This window comes from Microcoleus sp. S36a_B3, assembly GCF_036700745.1.
GTDB lineage: Bacteria > Cyanobacteriota > Cyanobacteriia > Cyanobacteriales > Microcoleaceae > Microcoleus.
The window spans coordinates 59320-75758 of record NZ_JAUBPN010000026.1 but is presented as its reverse complement, the minus strand read 5'-3'; the positions used below and the strand labels follow the sequence as shown (position 1 = coordinate 75758).

The 16439-nt window shown below is 44.6% G+C and carries 12 protein-coding genes; 4 read left to right on the top strand and 8 right to left on the bottom strand.

Annotated elements, in window-relative coordinates:
* Nucleotides 1-1136: class I SAM-dependent methyltransferase (locus QUA01_RS22380; RefSeq protein ID WP_333091650.1), on the bottom strand; the 1136-nt coding region annotated here is incomplete at its 3' end.
* Nucleotides 1137-1167: 31 nt separating this feature from the next.
* Nucleotides 1168-1701 (bottom strand): class I SAM-dependent methyltransferase, encoded by a 534-nt coding sequence (locus QUA01_RS22375; protein ID WP_333091648.1) that lies wholly within the window; start codon nucleotides 1699-1701, stop codon nucleotides 1168-1170.
* Between the two features lie 687 nt (nucleotides 1702-2388).
* Here QUA01_RS22375 and QUA01_RS22370 point away from each other — a divergent pair.
* A complete protein-coding gene (locus QUA01_RS22370) occupies nucleotides 2389-3084 on the top strand; it encodes a methyltransferase domain-containing protein (protein WP_333091646.1) in 696 nt (231 codons plus the stop codon).
* A gap of 240 nt (nucleotides 3085-3324) precedes the next feature.
* On the opposite strand, the gene QUA01_RS22365 is transcribed toward QUA01_RS22370, so the two are convergent.
* The 6 genes from QUA01_RS22365 to nadD form a co-directional block, all read right to left on the bottom strand.
* Complete coding sequence (locus QUA01_RS22365) at nucleotides 3325-7032, bottom strand: tetratricopeptide repeat protein (RefSeq protein WP_333091644.1); 3708 nt, start codon at nucleotides 7030-7032, stop codon at nucleotides 3325-3327.
* A gap of 99 nt (nucleotides 7033-7131) precedes the next feature.
* Nucleotides 7132-8127, bottom strand: coding sequence for an STELLO glycosyltransferase family protein (locus QUA01_RS22360; RefSeq protein WP_333091641.1), 996 nt, complete (start codon nucleotides 8125-8127; stop codon nucleotides 7132-7134).
* Between the two features lie 203 nt (nucleotides 8128-8330).
* Entirely contained in the window at nucleotides 8331-8570 is a 240-nt protein-coding gene (locus QUA01_RS22355) for a DUF5678 domain-containing protein (protein ID WP_333091639.1), read from the bottom strand.
* A 22-nt stretch (nucleotides 8571-8592) separates the two neighbouring features.
* Nucleotides 8593-9546 carry a GDP-mannose 4,6-dehydratase gene (locus tag QUA01_RS22350; RefSeq protein ID WP_333091638.1) on the bottom strand — a complete coding sequence of 318 codons (954 nt, stop codon included), beginning with the start codon at nucleotides 9544-9546 and terminating at the stop codon, nucleotides 8593-8595.
* Between the two features lie 605 nt (nucleotides 9547-10151).
* A complete protein-coding gene (locus tag QUA01_RS22345) occupies nucleotides 10152-11171 on the bottom strand; it encodes a type I glyceraldehyde-3-phosphate dehydrogenase (RefSeq protein WP_333091637.1) in 1020 nt (339 codons plus the stop codon).
* Between the two features lie 175 nt (nucleotides 11172-11346).
* Nucleotides 11347-12069, bottom strand: a complete 723-nt coding sequence (nadD, locus tag QUA01_RS22340; protein WP_333091635.1) for a nicotinate (nicotinamide) nucleotide adenylyltransferase — start codon at nucleotides 12067-12069, stop codon at nucleotides 11347-11349.
* 1278 nt (nucleotides 12070-13347) lie between these two features.
* Between nadD and murC the strand changes: the two genes are divergently transcribed.
* The 3 genes from murC to QUA01_RS22325 all read left to right on the top strand — a co-directional run bounded on the left by murC (nucleotide 13348) and on the right by QUA01_RS22325 (nucleotide 16419).
* Nucleotides 13348-14901, top strand: a complete 1554-nt coding sequence (gene murC / locus QUA01_RS22335) for a UDP-N-acetylmuramate--L-alanine ligase (RefSeq protein WP_333091632.1) — start codon at nucleotides 13348-13350, stop codon at nucleotides 14899-14901.
* A 151-nt stretch (nucleotides 14902-15052) separates the two neighbouring features.
* Nucleotides 15053-16009 carry a UDP-N-acetylmuramate dehydrogenase gene (gene murB, locus QUA01_RS22330; protein ID WP_333091630.1) on the top strand — a complete coding sequence of 319 codons (957 nt, stop codon included), beginning with the start codon at nucleotides 15053-15055 and terminating at the stop codon, nucleotides 16007-16009.
* 62 nt (nucleotides 16010-16071) lie between these two features.
* Nucleotides 16072-16419: a YbaB/EbfC family nucleoid-associated protein gene (locus QUA01_RS22325; protein WP_194009747.1), complete on the top strand. Its 348-nt coding sequence runs from the start codon at nucleotides 16072-16074 to the stop codon at nucleotides 16417-16419.
* The last annotated feature ends 20 nt before the right edge of the window (nucleotides 16420-16439 follow it).

Below are 16439 nucleotides of genomic sequence, written 5' to 3'. Positions count from 1 at the left end.
TCCAATTCCGCTTGTGTCTGGTGCAGTTGAGACTGGGACTGTTCCAATTCCGCTTGTGTCTGGTGCAGTTGAGACTGGGACTGTTCCAATTCCGCTTGTGTCTGGTGCAGTTGAGACTGGGACTGTTCCAATTCCGCTTGTGTCTGGTGCAGTTGAGACTGGGACTGTTCCAATTCCGCTTGTGTCTGGTGCAGTTGAGACTGGGACTGTTCCAATTCCGCTTGTGTCTGGTGCAGTTGAGACTGAGACTGCTCAAATTCCGCTTGTGTCTGGTGCAGTTGAGACTGGGATGACTCTAACTTTGCCTCAGTTTGGCCATAATGTAATTGAATCTGTGCCAATTCGCATGAAGTCAGAATCAGTTGCTCTCTAAGTTCCATGAGAACATCGTCATCTCTATCAATATATATAGAATCTAGGATGTTCTGGATATTTGTAGAATCATCGGAACATACAGCAATGAAATAGAGTGGTTCTGCCAAAGAGGGTATTTGTTGCGTGCTTTGGCTGTCTTCAATTGTATAAGACTTAAAGCCAGATTGCACTCCATGTTTTAAAGGAAAAACAAAAGATCCAATAGCTAGTCTCTGCCCATAAATTTTAACGGACTTAAAATGACGATTTAATAAGCTGATAAATTGATAATCGTATGGTTCTTTGACATGGAAAGGATTGTTGGGGTTAGACGATAAAGACTTTGGCTGTTCTGAATAAGTTAAGCGATTGGGCGAAGAAATTATCAACGTCCCCCCTGGTTTGAGAACTCTTTTAATTTCTTGCATCATCTCATCATGCTTAGCGTGATGTTCTATCGTTTCAAAGGAAGTTACAACATCCACTGATTCGTTAGCTAGAGGAAAAGCATCACAAGCGCCTACTAAAAACTCTAGGTTAGCAATAGAAGCATATTTTTTACAGGCAAATGATATACAGGCGGAGTCGATATCTACTCCCACTACAGAAGAAGCAACTTGAGACAAAATTGCACTGCCATATCCTTCACCAGAGGCTATGTCTAGAACTGATTTACCTTGAACCAATTCTAGTGATAAAGCATAGCGATGCAGGTGTTCGTACCTAATAGCTCCTCGCAGAGAAGGGACATACCTTTCTCCTGTAAATTCCATTTCCATCATCGGATATACCTCTTTAAAATTTTAATTATAGCTAATTAGTTGATTTTACGCCAACCAGTGCTTGAGCGGCGGGATATTCTAAGGAATAAATTCGGGCTTCCTCGAATCCTGCTTGCACAATTTGTTTCCAAGCATCTGCTCCATATTCAGTATGAACTAAAAGATCGGATTTGTTTGACCCACTCTCACCATGATAGCTAGGGACTAAGCCTTCCCTTGTTCTGGTTAGTCTGTCTACTACTATAGGTACGGTAAAACAGCAAAAACCAGCGGGCTTCAATACTCGCCAGGACTCCGACAAGGCTTGAATTGGATCGTGTATGTGTTCCAATGTATCTGAATGTACCACTAGATCATACGATTGATCGGGGAAAGGTAAGCACATTAAGTTAACTTGCGGATAGGATGCCAAAGTATGATAAGGATTCTGAGATAAGTATTGCGTTAAACTACCTGCTTCATTAATCTCCAATATTTTTAACTGCTGGATTCTAGGAAGTTTAACAAAGTATTTAAATAAACCACTATAATTAAAACACTTCATAATTGCCTTAGCCAGAGCCATAGACCGCAAGTTAGCATGACACTTAATACAAGTGCAGCCTTGTTGGCGATTGATATATTGAACTTCGTAAATTGAGAGACCCCACTCATTAATCAGTGAATCCCATAAGACAGAGGAATGTGTGATTTTGTCGGAGCCACAGCAGGTGCATACTTGGACGGCCTTGAGAGAAGCCACAACCATTGATATAATAACCTCTCATCACAATAACGATTAACCTCATTCCCTATTAACTCAAATTTCACCTAATAGGAAGTTTTTAGTCTCAGTCAGGGCGCAAAAAGCTACTACCTGATTTTTAAGGATAATACCACAAATGAGAAAAAAATTTTCCCGATCGCCCATACCAATATCCAGCCGTTGCCTTGTCAAGCATAACAGACCCCAACCCCTCTGAAAAAGTTCCCGCCAAAACCCCTGGTATTATAGATGGCAGATCGCCCCCCAGCGCCCAAGCCATCAAATATACCATAAATATTATCCGAAAAATAAATGAAGACGATCGCCCTCAAGCGATCGACCGATACGCGCGATCGGGTAAACTAGAAAGGTCGATCGGGCCTCACCCCCGTGCCCTTGACTCAAAACCCAAGGTATGTATCACCGTAGAGAACTATAATTGTGCCATAGCACAAATTAACTTAAACTTGATCTTGATGGAGCAAATTTTTAAGCAGAGAGTTAACTATGGATTCTTGGCAAGTACGGAGAGACATTGCTTTTCAATACCTAAGCGGGGAGGGAATAGAAGTAGGAGCCCTTCATATCCCTCTGGAAGTTCCGGCCGGGGTGAAGGTTCATTACGTCGATCGAATGTCTGTCAGCGATTTGAGGAAGCAGTATCCAGAGCTAGCAACGGTTAATCTAGTAGAGGCGGACATTGTAGATAATGGCGAAACTCTCTCATCCATAGCTGATAACTCTTGGGATTTTGTCATTGCCAATCACATGATAGAACACTGTCAAAATCCGATCGGCGCTCTGGAAAACTTTTTGAGAGTTCTTAAACCGGGAGGACTTGTGTATATGGGCGTACCAGACAAACGCTATACATTTGATATCGGTCGCCCCCTGACTACCGTAGACCACCTAATTCGGGACTACAAAGAAGGGCCGGAATGGTCTAAACTAGGTCATTATGACGAGTATGTCAGGCTAGTTGACAAATTTCCTGAAGAACAAGTGGCGGAGCGAATGAAGTATCTGCTCGATATAGATTACAGCATTCATTTTCACGTCTGGACATCAGAGACTTTTCCGGAATTGCTCGCATACTGTCAAAAAAATCTATCTTCTAGTTTTGAAAGAGAACTATTCCAAGAAAACTCTGGGGAAATGATTATGATTCTTAGGAAAACAGCAACTGTATATAGCCTTTCTTAAAAAGATGAGGTGCATGAGATTCCCTGAATATCAACACTTTCAAGCCTTATTATATACCTCATCTATCTGAGAAATGCTATACCCAGCTTAATATCTGATTAATGATCAGTCCAGCTTGGCGGAACATCCAGGTTGAGCTAAATTTTATGATGTTGTTGATGAAATAGCCAAGTTACGGTAAACGCGACCATAATTCGGTAGAATCGCGATCGCTTTTTGGTAGGATGCGATCGTCCCTGGCTACTGTTGCTGCTGTGTGTGAATAGTCCCTAAATCTGCTAAAGCTTGAGCAAAGTCAGATTGAATTTCCAGAGCGCGACTATAGCAATTCTTTGCCTCATCCAGTTTACCTTGAGTTTGGAAGACATTCCCCAAAGTCTTGTAAGCCTGAGCAAATTCGGGTTGAATCTCAAGAGCTTGCTTGCAGACACTAACGGCCTCGTCGAGTTTACCTTCAGCTAAATAAGATTCTGCCAATTCGCGGAGATTAATCGCAGCACTTTGATTTTGAGCCGGATCGGACTGCGGTGATTTAACTTCCCTTCTCAACTCCTTTACTATTTTATTAACTTCGCCGTCAAGGATTTTCCAATCAAAATCATAGTCGCAGTGAGCCCAGTGCGAAGCATCCAAATCGACAATGGACTCAACGGGTATAAAGACTGGCGGTACAGCATTTTCTCGAACATTTGCCCACCACCCCGAACTTTCAGAATGTACAGTGTTGCCGTGGGCCACCCCAGGCTTGTTAGCAAGCCACGTTACTAAGGTAAGCCCAGAACCGATTACCACTATGTAAACATCTATAGCATGAGCCCAAACAATTGTTTCATGAATAGCACAGTCAAGAGCATTATAAAACTTCACCGTAGGCGGCACGAGAGCTAAAATTTGCTCCACTGTATTTTTTTCAGTGGAAAAGCCATCGAACACAAGCCCCAGATTTGGATAATCTTGGGAGAGGTTATTGATTATATTTGCATATCCTTCTACCTGAGAACTCCATACTTTATTGTGACTGCGAATATTAATCCACAGCAGCGGAAAATGTGTCTTCGCTTCTTCCATTTTTTGTAAAAAACTTTGAGAACACTTCTTGACCGAAGCTTCATATATGCGGCTGACCAGTTGTTCCTTGACCACCATTTCAGTTAATCTGACTGCCATGTACTGATTGTCCAAAATAGTTTTGAATAGACTCCACCTATCCGAGATCCGCACAATATAATTTTCTGGAATTTCGGAAAAAATATCGCCTACTTCTAAAAAATTACAATTCCTGATTAAGTATTTATCTACTTTAGGCAATGTTTCATTTTCAGATAAATGTTGAATCCCACTAAGGTCGTTCCAGAAATAGTGTCCTAAATTGTCCAGCCAACCAACAACAGCCGCTACTTCTCTTTTGCTTTCATTTGATGATATATAAGATTTGAATTCTCGCCAAAAACTAACAGCACCGCTCTTCAACTCATTAACAACCTCCGGGTAATCCGTCGAAAGAGGATCGTTATAGAACCTGACAATTAGTTCAAATTTGGGGAAATAAACACCAAGTCCGACACCGTGATGACAGCCAAACATCAAATAAAATGTTTCAGCACCTCCGAAACGATAAATACCTGTTGGAAGGAAATTAAATAGCTGAACGTAGAATGATTGATTTGACCTGAGTATCTTGCCAGTTACCGGACAAATTGAATAGATATAACCTGTATCTACTATACTTTGCTGGTAATTGACACCTAAAAAAGTCTTTGTGACGTTTTGTGATAACTCCGTTGTCGTATCGTCACCAAAACTGTTGATGTAGATTGATTGCAGTGCTGCACTGTCTTGTTTCATTAATTCCAGATAGGCTAAAGACAATCCAGCATTTTCAAGATATATTCTGTCATCATCAGTTAAAGATTCCAATATGAGAATCTTGTAGGGCCCAGTCTTGCTAAAATATTGATAAGCCGTTTCCGGCTCGATCGGTGTTTGATAATAAGGGTTCGTTTCGTCTAGCGGGCTTAGTTGATTTAATCCCTTCCATATCTGCTCGTAAATTTCCCCGGCACTCGGTTGCCTCTGCGGTGCTTTCTGGAAACAAGCTACAGCTTCATCGACCCGACCTTGTTCTGCATTGCTGATACCTAAGTTGTAGAAAGCTCTAGCAAGGAGTACCTGTAATTCAGAGTAAACTTGTGTCTGCTCTGGCTGAAATTCTAAAGCTTTTTGGTACCAAGAAAGTGCTGAATCCAGTTGACTTTGCTGTGCGAGCAGCATCCCTAAATTGAAGTAGTCCATTCCCTGCGAACGCTTCGATACAGCGTGTTGATAAGCAGCGATCGCACCTTCTCTATAGTCATGGTTCAACTCAGCAGCACGACTGTAAGCTGCAAGAGCTTTATCTAGTTTGTCTGATTCTTGCAAGAGAGTATTGCCTAAATTCAAGTAGTAAGAAGCGGCGGAGTTTTCAATAGGCTGGTATACTAAGCTGAGTTCTATAAAATTCAATGAAAACGTTACCCCCGTTGCCAAAAACCTAAATTCTGTCTGTTTGGCATCTATTAGCTCTACAAAAAATTCAAGTTGCTTCTGACTGGTACAAACATCAGTTTTATACCAAACACAATTTCCTGCTTCTGTCACTACGTCAAATTTGAATCCGACAGTTTGTGAATTTTCCATCCCTTGTCTATCGCTTAATTCAGGAAACTCAAAGCCAACACAAACTCGGTACAACCCGTCAGGAAAGCTGGTGTAAGGGCCGTAAAATACAAAACCTTCATTGCGTGCAAAACTTGTAATTTGGGGCAAACATTCTTTGGAAACTATTTGCCCGGAAATTATGTGTAACTGCTCTGGTTCTATTCGGAAAGATGTTATTGTCGCTAAGCTATCTAAAAAACACTTTTGAGAAAAGTCTGGTTTAAGTTTAAAAACATGGCGACAAGCTGCGATCGCGCCTTCCAAATCGCCCTGTTTTCCCAAACTTTCACCTAGTTTGCAGTAAAACTCCGAATCGGGATAAAGTTCAATTGCACGGCGGTAGGCAACACTTGCTTCCTCCCACTTTCCCTGAGAATAGTGGACTTCTGCCAGTTGGCAATGACCCATAGCCTCGTCACGGTTGCTTTCTACAATCCTTTGATCGTCAGCCAGCATTTGCTCTCCTTTACCACTGTGAATATTAAACCAAATTTCTTCGCTGCTTTTGAAATTATTAACGCAAAAACTTTTTTCGATTTTGTAATTTTTGCTCGGAGGTTCAACCACTAATACCTCCATTTCTAAAGCGGTCTGGAAATCTTTAAAATACGAAGTGACTAGCTCATTATCTTGAAAAATATTTTCTTTCAGCCAAACTTCTTTTTGTATAATATCGCTAGCACTACCTCTCGCATAAGGGCGGTGTTTCAGTTGTGTTACTTTTACATGGTTGAACTGCCAAACTTTTTCGGGATAACAAACACCAGCCATATGTATTAAAATTAGCTGCGACAAAACCCATGATTCCTCATCAAATTTTTCCAGATAAGGCAACAAAACGTTGTCAGCCACTACATCGCGATGAAAAGCATTGAAGACCGCATCAAAGGCATACACTATTTGTACTTCCACAGAATCGTCAGATTTTGTAGGATAAAATGTTAGTTTGGGCGTTGCTATCCCAGGCTGATATTCGAGCAATAATGCTTCAAAAATTCTCCAATCACCAGCAATAAATTCAATATCATCATCTAGAAAAATGTAATATAAATAATCACCCTCTAATTGTTTCGCTGCTTCTAGCAGTTTATTTCGGCCTTGCGTCCAGGTGCTATTAGGAAAATAAATATCTCCCGGTCTCGGATGTTTCCAAGACAAATACAATACATCTGCATTTTCATGATTAATGTTACTGTAATGAGATGGTAACTCTCCATCGGTTTGAACTAAATACAAAAACTTCTTAGCCATTTTTTTCAAGGGTTGATTTATTTATTTAATACTTGAGAGTGAAGGTTGAGCGACTGTGCAGTCAATCGCTCAATTGAGTAGATTTTTTACTGCTAAGGACTACACATATTTTTTAACTTCCTCAATCCACAATTCACACAGACGAACCTCTATCTCGCCGAGAAAACCATTTCGATTGAGATAAGTATACATCTCTATCATTAACTCGCAAGCATCGCTAGCATCACTTGTAAAATTTTCCAGTAAGTCAATTAAATTGTGAACCTGAGTATACAAAGGAATTTCTTCACTAAAATCTTTCATCAGGTTGTGTTCATTTCTCAACTGATACACTGAAGGCGATAGAAATAGAACACTGGAGTTCATGCACCATAAAAGCCTCTGGGCAATGTAGCTTTTCCAGATATCGGTAACACGACTGCTCACACCAATAGGCAGCAACATTAGAGGAAAAGCTTGCTTGTAAAATAAAGTATTCTGCGTATTGAAAGGACTGTAACATCCGGGCGACAGTGACAACTTCTTATTCGATTCAAACTTAATATTTTCATCACCAACCGTCAAACGATAGATAGCGTCTACATCGGGGTCTAAGTCTGCTAGCCCTTGCTGGACGTAACAAGTAACCTCTTTTTCTGTGACCAGCTTCTCATCGACAAAACTATTAACTTTGTCAAGGGGCAAGCCTCTGGGCCATATTTTTTTATTTGTAAAGTAAGAATAGACATTGACTGCACCTTTAATGTCTAACGCTGGAGTCTTCACCAGGGAAGGAAGGAAATTGGGATACTTGTCATCATAGGGAATATTATCGTCGTCTGTTTCCGCGATCGCGTCTGCACCCATACGCATAGCATACAAGTATCCTAAATTCTTGCGGGAGTAATGATTCATAGGAATCAGAGAAGCTAGCTCGCCAAAGTCTTCGCATTGCTGCTCTACATTAAAGTATTCAGCCCCCGGCAAGTCAAAATCTCTAGGAGTTTTTTTATCCCCAACTACAATAATTTTCCACCCTAAATCTAGCAAAATATCTCTGTATTTAAACAGAGCAGCAGTTGGTTTATGAATTGTTGTTATAACTAATGATTTCACGGATTAAACCTCAAAATTTTTATAGAACTCAAACATTACCCATCCCCGCCTAGACTATCATCTGCACCAAATCGGGCATCTTATAGTCTGCTTCCGACGTGAACTTTATCACAAAATACCCGCAAAGGCTAACAAATTAGCCCTTTATTGTCCAGTAACTTTCCAATAGTTAAAAATAATGGTCTCCTCAGCGTGTTTGAATTTTATATCAAACTGACAGGATAAAACCTAACTGGTTCGACAAATTCACTTTCAAATATACGATCGATTACATAACTTAAATTAGGTGTATCAGCCGGAATCCCGTCCTTCATCTTTCGATAATCCCGATCGCCACTAATCACACCTTCGTTAGTATAAGCTATCCACTGACCCCGATATTTTTTCAACTCTCGGCGATTAGCCTTATACCACTCCTTAGCTGTCGCATATTCTGCTCCCATATTTTCACCCCATAAATTTCCCTCAAATCTGCCTCGCCTCCACCATCATCCGCACCACATCGGGCATTTTGTATTTTGCCTCCCAGCCCAATTTTTCTTTCGCCTTAGCCGGATTCCCCCTCCCAACAGCAATCTCCGTCGGTCTGTAGAGACTCGCATCGGTTACTAAATGTTCCTGCCAATCCAAACCCGCAGCCACAAACGCTGTCTGCACAAACTCCTCCAAAGGATAACTCGCACCGGTAGCAATTACATAATCGTCCGGTTCATCGTGCTGCAACATCAAATACATCGCCTCCACATATTCCGGGGCCCAGCCCCAGTCCCGCTGCACCGAAATATTTCCCAAATGCAGTTTTTCCGAACTGCCAGCAGCAATCCGGCACACAACAGATACAATCTTTTGGGTGACGAACCTCTCCGGTCGCAGTGGCGACTCGTGATTGAACAGAATACCAGAACACGCAAACAAATTGTACGCTTCCCGATAATTCGCTACTTCCCAAAATGCCGTTGCTTTCGCCACCGCGTAGGGACTTCTGGGGCGAAAGGGCGTATTTTCATCCGCTGCAATGCCTCCGGTATCCCCAAAACATTCGCTAGAACTCGCATTGTAAAGTTTGATTTTCCCCCCGGTAAACCGAATTGCTTCTAACAGATTCAATGTGCCCGTGGCAATGCTTTCGAGGGTTTCTACAGGTTGTTCAAAAGACAGGCCGACAGAACTTTGACCCGCTAGATTGTACACTTCGTCTGGTGCAATTTTTGTCAATACTTGCAAGACGCTGCGAAAATCGTTGAGAGACATGGATTCTAGTTTTACTCTGTCTCGAATGCTCAAACGGGCCAGGTTTCCGAAACTAGACATTTGGGCATCCCTGGAGGTGCCGCAAACTTCATAACCTCGATCGAGCAACAGTTTCGCTAAATAAGCTCCATCTTGACCGGATATACCACAAATTAACGCTTTTTTCATATAAATTATTTATGTTGATGATTCGGCGGTTGAAACCGCGACTACACAAACAAAGTCTGCCTTCGCAGACTAAGAACTCAAAATCATTGAGACAGGGCTCATAAGTAATTGGACAGAATTAATTACAAACTGATTTTTTGCTGATTCTTTACTAGACAAGGCTTGTAGCCCAGAGTTTTGTGTAATTAATTGTGTCTTACTACTTATCAAATCCGGTAGCATCGGAATTAATATTACCCGAAATTAGGAGACGGCAGTGCCCATAGGTGTCAACTTAAGCCTGAAATCCTTGAGAAATATCGCTTTTACCCCAGTCCAGATCCCCCTAAATCCCCCTTAAGAAGGGGAGTAGGGGTTGACTTTGAGAAGACTCCTGTCCCCCCCTTCTTAAGGGGGGCTAGGGGGGATCTAGATTTAATAGTCACACAGCAGTCTCTGACTACGTTTGACGTTAAGTTGACACTCCTTGGGCAGTGCCGTCTCCCTACAATTAATCAAGTAGGGACACGGCACTGCCGTCTCCTCTATATCATAAGGAATTTAGCCTTGAGGCAGGGGTTTCAACCCCTGCCTCAAGGCTGGACTGCTAGAAAAAAGTCATGGATCTAGCCTTCCCAGCGTTCGGCGACCAATTCAGCCAAGTCAACAACCCGCTGACTGTAGCCCCACTCATTGTCGTACCAAGACAACACCTTCACCATGTCGCCGTCCATCACCAGAGTCAAACTGGCATCCAAGATTGAAGAAGCATCATTTCCGCGATAGTCGCAAGAAACCAAAGGCAAATCGTTGTATTCCAAAATCCCCTTCATCGAGCCTTCGGCTGCTTCTTTGAAAACTTGATTTACCTGCTCGGTAAAAGTCTTTTTCTCTACCTGAGCCACAAAATCAACTACCGACACGTTGGGAGTCGGCACGCGCATGGCGATGCCATTTAACTTACCCTTCAACTCTGGAATAACCAAAGCCACAGCTTGAGCAGCTCCAGTAGAAGTCGGCACAATGTTCATCGCCGCAGCCCGCGCCCGCCGCAAGTCGCGGTGGCTGGCATCCAACAAGCGCTGGTCGCCAGTATAGCTGTGGGTAGTCGTCATCATGCCTTTGATGATGCCAAAATTGTCGTTAAGCACTTTCAGTACGGGAGCCAGACAGTTAGTGGTACAGCTAGCATTGCTGATGACTGTGTAGTCATTGTGCTTGTAGTTGTGGTGGTTGACTCCCATCACATAAGTCCCTACTTCTGGCCCTTTACCCGGAGCAGTAATCAGCACTTTTTTTGCGCCGGCTGTGATATGCTTCGATGCACCCGCTTGATCAACGAAGACACCGGTTGCTTCAATAATCAGATCAATACCCCAATCTTTCCAAGGCAGGTTGAGCGGATTACGATCGCTCACGCATTTAACTGTCTTGCCATTGAGAATAATCGAATTTTCATCCGTACTGATGTCCACACCCTTCAACGTTCCCATCATGGAATCGTATCTCAGCAAGTGGGCATTAGTTTTGGGATCGGAAGTGTCATTAATTGCTACGAGTTCGAGCTGGCTATCTTCTCGGCCCAACCAGCATCGCGCAAAACTGCGCCCAATACGTCCAAAACCATTGATCGCGACTCTAATCACCTTATTACCTCCTAACGATTGCAGCCCTTAGCTCAGGCTTAAATTTTGGAAAAATTTAAGAATTGACTTATGAGACAAGATCATATCGCAAAGGCTGATCCTTTCTAACTTTTCGTCTGTATCAAAAAAGCCTAAACTTTTTTGAACTCGCCAGAAATCCCCAGGCCAAAGGCATTCAGATTTCGGCTGCTGGTTGCTGGTAAAGGTTGTGAGTCGCAATATAAGTCCGTACAGCTTCCGGGACTAAGTAACTGAGATCGCGATTTTCGGCACAGCAGCGGCGGATGTGGCTCGACGAAATCTCGATCGCACGCATGGAAAGCACCTCCCAGCGAATTTCCACATTCACCAGAGCCATCTGTTGAGCAACTTTACAGCAAACAGCTTTTGTCCGATCCTGCATTTTGTCATCCCCATCAATGGCTGTATCCCACAAGCTATCCCCCCACTCAAAGGAGCCAATTTCCCCGCTTTTTTCTCGATCCCGATTTTTCTGACTCGGACGCGGGGCCACCAACCAGTCGCACAACCCGCCAATTTCGCTGCACCGGTGCCATTTGGGGAGAGTTTGGAGCGCGTCGCTACCAATAATCCAGTACCACCGATCGCCCGGATAGATTTTTTGCAAATATAACAAAGTGTCAATAGCAGAAGTTCCAGAGGGATTGGTATCCACTGGCAAAAGTCCAAAATCCGACCGCTGGGCCGTTGCCAGAGCCACCATTTCCCGCCGTTGGTCAAAACTTGCCAAAACACTGTGCGACTTGTGACGAGGGGTGCGATCGATCGCCCAAATGACTCGATCGATCCCAAATTGACTCACCGCCGTCTGGGCGATCGACAAATGCCCGCAATGAACCGGGTCAAAAGTCCCCCCCAAAATCGCTACTTTTTCCATATTTCCCAAAATTAGGATTAATACAGACTTTACCGAAATTTTATTTTTGTAGGCTTTGACCAGTTATAATACTTCGGTAGCGCATTGCAGTGAAGCGTCAAGGAATCCTCGCTCCTTTAGGACGAGGAGGTATGTCAAATAGTCTGATCGCGGATTAGTTCGTAGTGCCGACTTAAGTCCGCTCCCAGACACCAGCATTACTTGTGTCTGTAAACAAAGTGAGAAACTTACTATAGCTCAGTCTGGGCAACATCATGTCAGATTGAGTTTTGCCAAAAGGGAGGGTATAGCGGTCGGTTATCAAAAAAGTGAGGATAGCCCGATACCCTATGCCCTATGCCACATAGTACCTCATCTTTCTAAAAACTATACTTAGCATACTTAATAGAAAAAATGGGTTTAAAGCCTGTTCCTTGTAAAGAGAACGGAAAAATTAATTTCCCTCGCAGAAAATCTCAAAAGCGCGATCGGTCAACTGTCAACTGTTGAACGTACCAACAGATCAAACACTAAAAAATGAGCGAAGTTGTGCCATACGTGGTAGTGTTTGTAAATCCTGATGGGTTTTACCCTCAATCTTCGTAAAAAGATTGTGGGGCTTTTGCTGCCGTATCCCAGCACAGCAGGCGGATAGAAATAAAAAGAATGCAGGACTGTGCAACCGCCCAAAATTAGTCAGCCGATCCTGGCCCAAACCCCATTCTCTCTGATTTGCAATTTTCTCTTTTGTGACTGTTCCGGAAAACTACTCGGTACTAAGTCAAATAGGATACAAGACAAACCTCTCTACAAATCCCGAAATTTAGGGAAGCGCAGAGAATTGTGTACAAAAATGTCTAGCGAACTGTATCCTGAAAAAAACAATTCTTGATGTCAGGAACCTCAGCCCTGACGGCATGAGGCTTGTAAGATTCTTACGAGCTGTCCTGACGGGCCGTATACTTCCCTTGGTCTAGGTTTTTTGAGTCACGACACCCTGGAGAGTGCGAAATCCCCTGAGAGTGTCATTTGCAGTTAAATCGTTTCCAGGTAACAGAAACAGTGCTGCAAGTCTAAAAAGCTCAGAAAACATTTGCCGACAAGCTAACTTTACCCCGCAAGGGAGTTTTGGAGACAACCATATCTCCACAGAGGAGCAACCATACTCCTCCTTCCCGAAAGGGAATATAAAGCCGTCCTATAAAGCTTGCCCTAAGCTTGCCGAAGGGACGGGGTTTCTAACCATTTTTTTGATGATATCGCGTGTTATTGGCGTGGCGTGGTGTGTGAGGAGCGAAGATGCCGAGTTCTGTTGATTTCAGCGGTAGACCATTTCATTTCATCGGCATTGGTGGAATTGGGATGTCAGCCATTGCCTACATTCTAGCTAAACGCAAGTTGCCCGTGTACGGCTCCGATATTAAATCGAGTCACATCACCGAGCGCTTGCAAGAAATGGGAGCTCACATTTTTTGGCGTCAAGACGCCAGCAATTTTGAAGTTTTTCAAACGGCTATCAACGGTAGCAGTTCCGATCGCGGGACACCCGAAAATATAGTATCCTCGGTCGCTGGTGCGGTAGGGACTTCCGTCGCGACAGCCAAAGCTCTCAAATTGAACGGCAACGGTTTGGACGCCCCAGCAAATGGGGGATTGCCTCAAGTAGTATGTTCGACGGCAATTCACCCTGCAAATGCCGAATATCGAGCTGCTCTAGATTTGGGCTGTCCGATTTTTCATCGATCGGATGTGTTGGCCGCCTTAATTAAAGATTACCAAAGCATAGCTGTAGCAGGGACTCACGGCAAAACTACTACTAGCAGCTTAATCGGCTTCATGCTGATGGCTGCGGGTCTAGACCCGACGATCGTAGTAGGAGGCGAGGTAAATGCTTGGGAAGGCAATGCCCGTGTCGGCCAAGGCCCCTACTTAGTTGCCGAGGCTGATGAATCCGACGGTTCTCTCGTCAAGCTGGTAGCAAAAATTGGCATAGTGACAAATGTGGAACTGGATCATCCAGACCATTACGAGACTCTCGACCAGGTGATAGACATATTTAAGGTGTTTGCCCAAAACTGTCAAACCTTGGTGGGCTGCATTGACGACAAAATCGTCAAAGACTGCCTCGCCCCCAATGTCACCTACAGTTTGAATCCGGACAGCGGTGCTGACTACACGGTTTCGGGAGTGGAGTACGGTGCCGAAAGCACCAAGGCTGGTATTTGGGAGCGAGGAGCTTTCCTGGGGGAAATGGAGTTGAAGTTGCTGGGGACACACAATCTCAGCAATGCACTAGCGGCGGTAGCAGTGGGTCGATTGTTGGGGTTGGAGTTTTCGGCGATCGCCAAAGCGATTTCCGGCTTTGAAGGTGCTCGCCGCCGTTTTGAGGTGCGGGGTTTTCACAATGACATCTTGTTTGTGGACGACTACGCCCACCACCCGAGCGAAATTCTCGTCACCTTGGCGGCGGCTCGCTTGCGTATCGAAGGTAGCGAAAAAAATCAGAAATCCCGAAGAGTGGTTGCTATTTTTCAACCGCACCGTTACAGCCGAACTCTGACATTTTTGCCAGAATTTGCTCAATCTTTTGGGGATGCAGATTTGGTTGTGGCTTGCGATATTTATAGTGCTGGGGAACCGAATTTAGGAAAAATTAGCGGGCAGCAGGTTGCTGATTTGATTGCTAAAGCAGGCCCAGAGGTTGTGTTTGCGCCTTCCTTGGAGTCGGTAAGTAAGTTTTTAACCGAAAATCTGCAACCGGGGGATTTGGCTCTGTTTTTGGGTGCTGGTAATCTGAATCAGATTATTCCAGAGGTGATGGCTTTTTATCAAGAAGCTTCGCGCCCAAATTAGCCCGCGTCTGCGAGTCGATCGACATCCAAGGCGGTGCAGGTTTTACCGACACTGCTCGATGAGGGCGACTCGCTCAAAATGGCTGCCCGGCCACCGATAAATGAATTTTCAACCACGTCTTCGAGCGAAGGTATTTTTAAGGATTTTCAAGATGGTGACAATCTCGAATGACTCCTCTGTTAAGGACTATCGGCGAGTGTATTCTCCTATTTCTTTGCGGGGAACTGACTGTCAGATTAACTCCCAAGTTTCGCTTGCTGGCCAGACTTCTTTTCGAGTCGGCGGCCCTGCCCAGTGGTACGTCGCTCCCCGCAGCATGGAGGCTTTGCAAGCAAGTTTTGCCTGGGCACAGGATGAAGGGGTGCCGGTGACTCTGTTGGGTGCGGGTTCTAATCTGTTGGTGAGCGATCGGGGTTTGTCCGGTTTGGTCGTCGCCACTCGCTACCTCAAGCAAGTGCATTTCAATGCAGAAGCAGGTCAAGTTACGGCCGGGGCGGGGGAGTCAATTCCCCGCCTTGCTTGGTTGGCGGCTAAACGGGGCTGGAAAGGTCTAGAATGGGCTGTCGGTATACCGGGCACCGTGGGAGGGGCTGTGGTGATGAATGCAGGCGCTCACAGGGGCTGTACTGCTGATATTCTGGTCAAGGCTCGCCTGCTATCCCCCTCCGGTAAGGTGGAAATTTTGACTCCCCAAGAGTTGGAGTACCGCTACCGGACTTCGGTGCTGCAAGGGGGCGATCGGCTGGTAACAGAAGCGACTTTTCAGTTGCAGCCGGGATTTGACCGATCGCAAGTAATGGCCGTCACTAATGAAAATTTCAGCCAGCGGCGGACAACTCAGCCTTACCACTTACCGAGCTGTGGCTCAGTCTTCCGTAACCCCGGCCCCAAGACGGCAGGTTGGTTCATCGAACAAGCGGGACTGAAGGGATATCAGATCGGTGGCGCACAAGTAGCTCAGCGCCATGCTAATTTTATTCTTAACTGCGGGTCAGCAACGGCAAATGATATTTTTCAAGTGATCCGCCACGTTCAACAGCAAGTCGAGCAGCGGTGGTCGCTGTTGTTGGAGCCAGAAGTTAGAATACTGGGAGAGTTCCCTTTCTAAGGCATCATTGAAGTAATACGAAAGCGGCAAACTGCCAGCCCACACACCATCACAAAGTAATTATGACAAAATCAGGACAAGGATTTGGCTTCGGCCTGGGCAAAATGAAAGAACTGACTGAAGCTTTCAAAAAAGCTCAGCAAGTTCAAGAAGGAGCTAAAAAGCTTCAAGAAGAGTTGGATGTAATGGAAATTGAGGGAACTGCCGGCGGCGGCTTGGTCAAAGTTTTTCTCAGCGGCAACCAAGAACCCCGCCGAGTCGAAATTGCACCGGATGCCCTCGGTGAAGGTGCTGATGTGGTTTCTGAACTCGTCACCGTGGCGATGCAGGATGCTTACACTAAGTCTACGGCTACGATGCGGGAGAAAATGGAAGAACTGACCGGCGGACTGAATCTCCCCGGTTTCTAAGCCCTTGGTCAGTTGGCAGT

Bases quoted from the DNA above. Each gene is read 5' to 3' on its own strand.
- QUA01_RS22375 (WP_333091648.1), bottom strand. From the start codon at position 1,701: ATGGCTCTGGCTAAGGCAATTATGAAGTGTTTTAATTATAGTGGTTTA.
- QUA01_RS22370 (WP_333091646.1), top strand. From the start codon at position 2,389: ATGGATTCTTGGCAAGTACGGAGAGACATTGCTTTTCAATACCTAAGC.
- QUA01_RS22365 (WP_333091644.1), bottom strand. From the start codon at position 7,032: ATGGCTAAGAAGTTTTTGTATTTAGTTCAAACCGATGGAGAGTTACCA.
- QUA01_RS22355 (WP_333091639.1), bottom strand. From the start codon at position 8,570: ATGGGAGCAGAATATGCGACAGCTAAGGAGTGGTATAAGGCTAATCGC.
- QUA01_RS22350 (WP_333091638.1), bottom strand. From the start codon at position 9,546: ATGAAAAAAGCGTTAATTTGTGGTATATCCGGTCAAGATGGAGCTTAT.
- nadD (WP_333091635.1), bottom strand. From the start codon at position 12,069: ATGGAAAAAGTAGCGATTTTGGGGGGGACTTTTGACCCGGTTCATTGC.
- murC (WP_333091632.1), top strand. From the start codon at position 13,348: ATGCCGAGTTCTGTTGATTTCAGCGGTAGACCATTTCATTTCATCGGC.
- murB (WP_333091630.1), top strand. From the start codon at position 15,053: ATGGTGACAATCTCGAATGACTCCTCTGTTAAGGACTATCGGCGAGTG.
- QUA01_RS22325 (WP_194009747.1), top strand. From the start codon at position 16,072: ATGACAAAATCAGGACAAGGATTTGGCTTCGGCCTGGGCAAAATGAAA.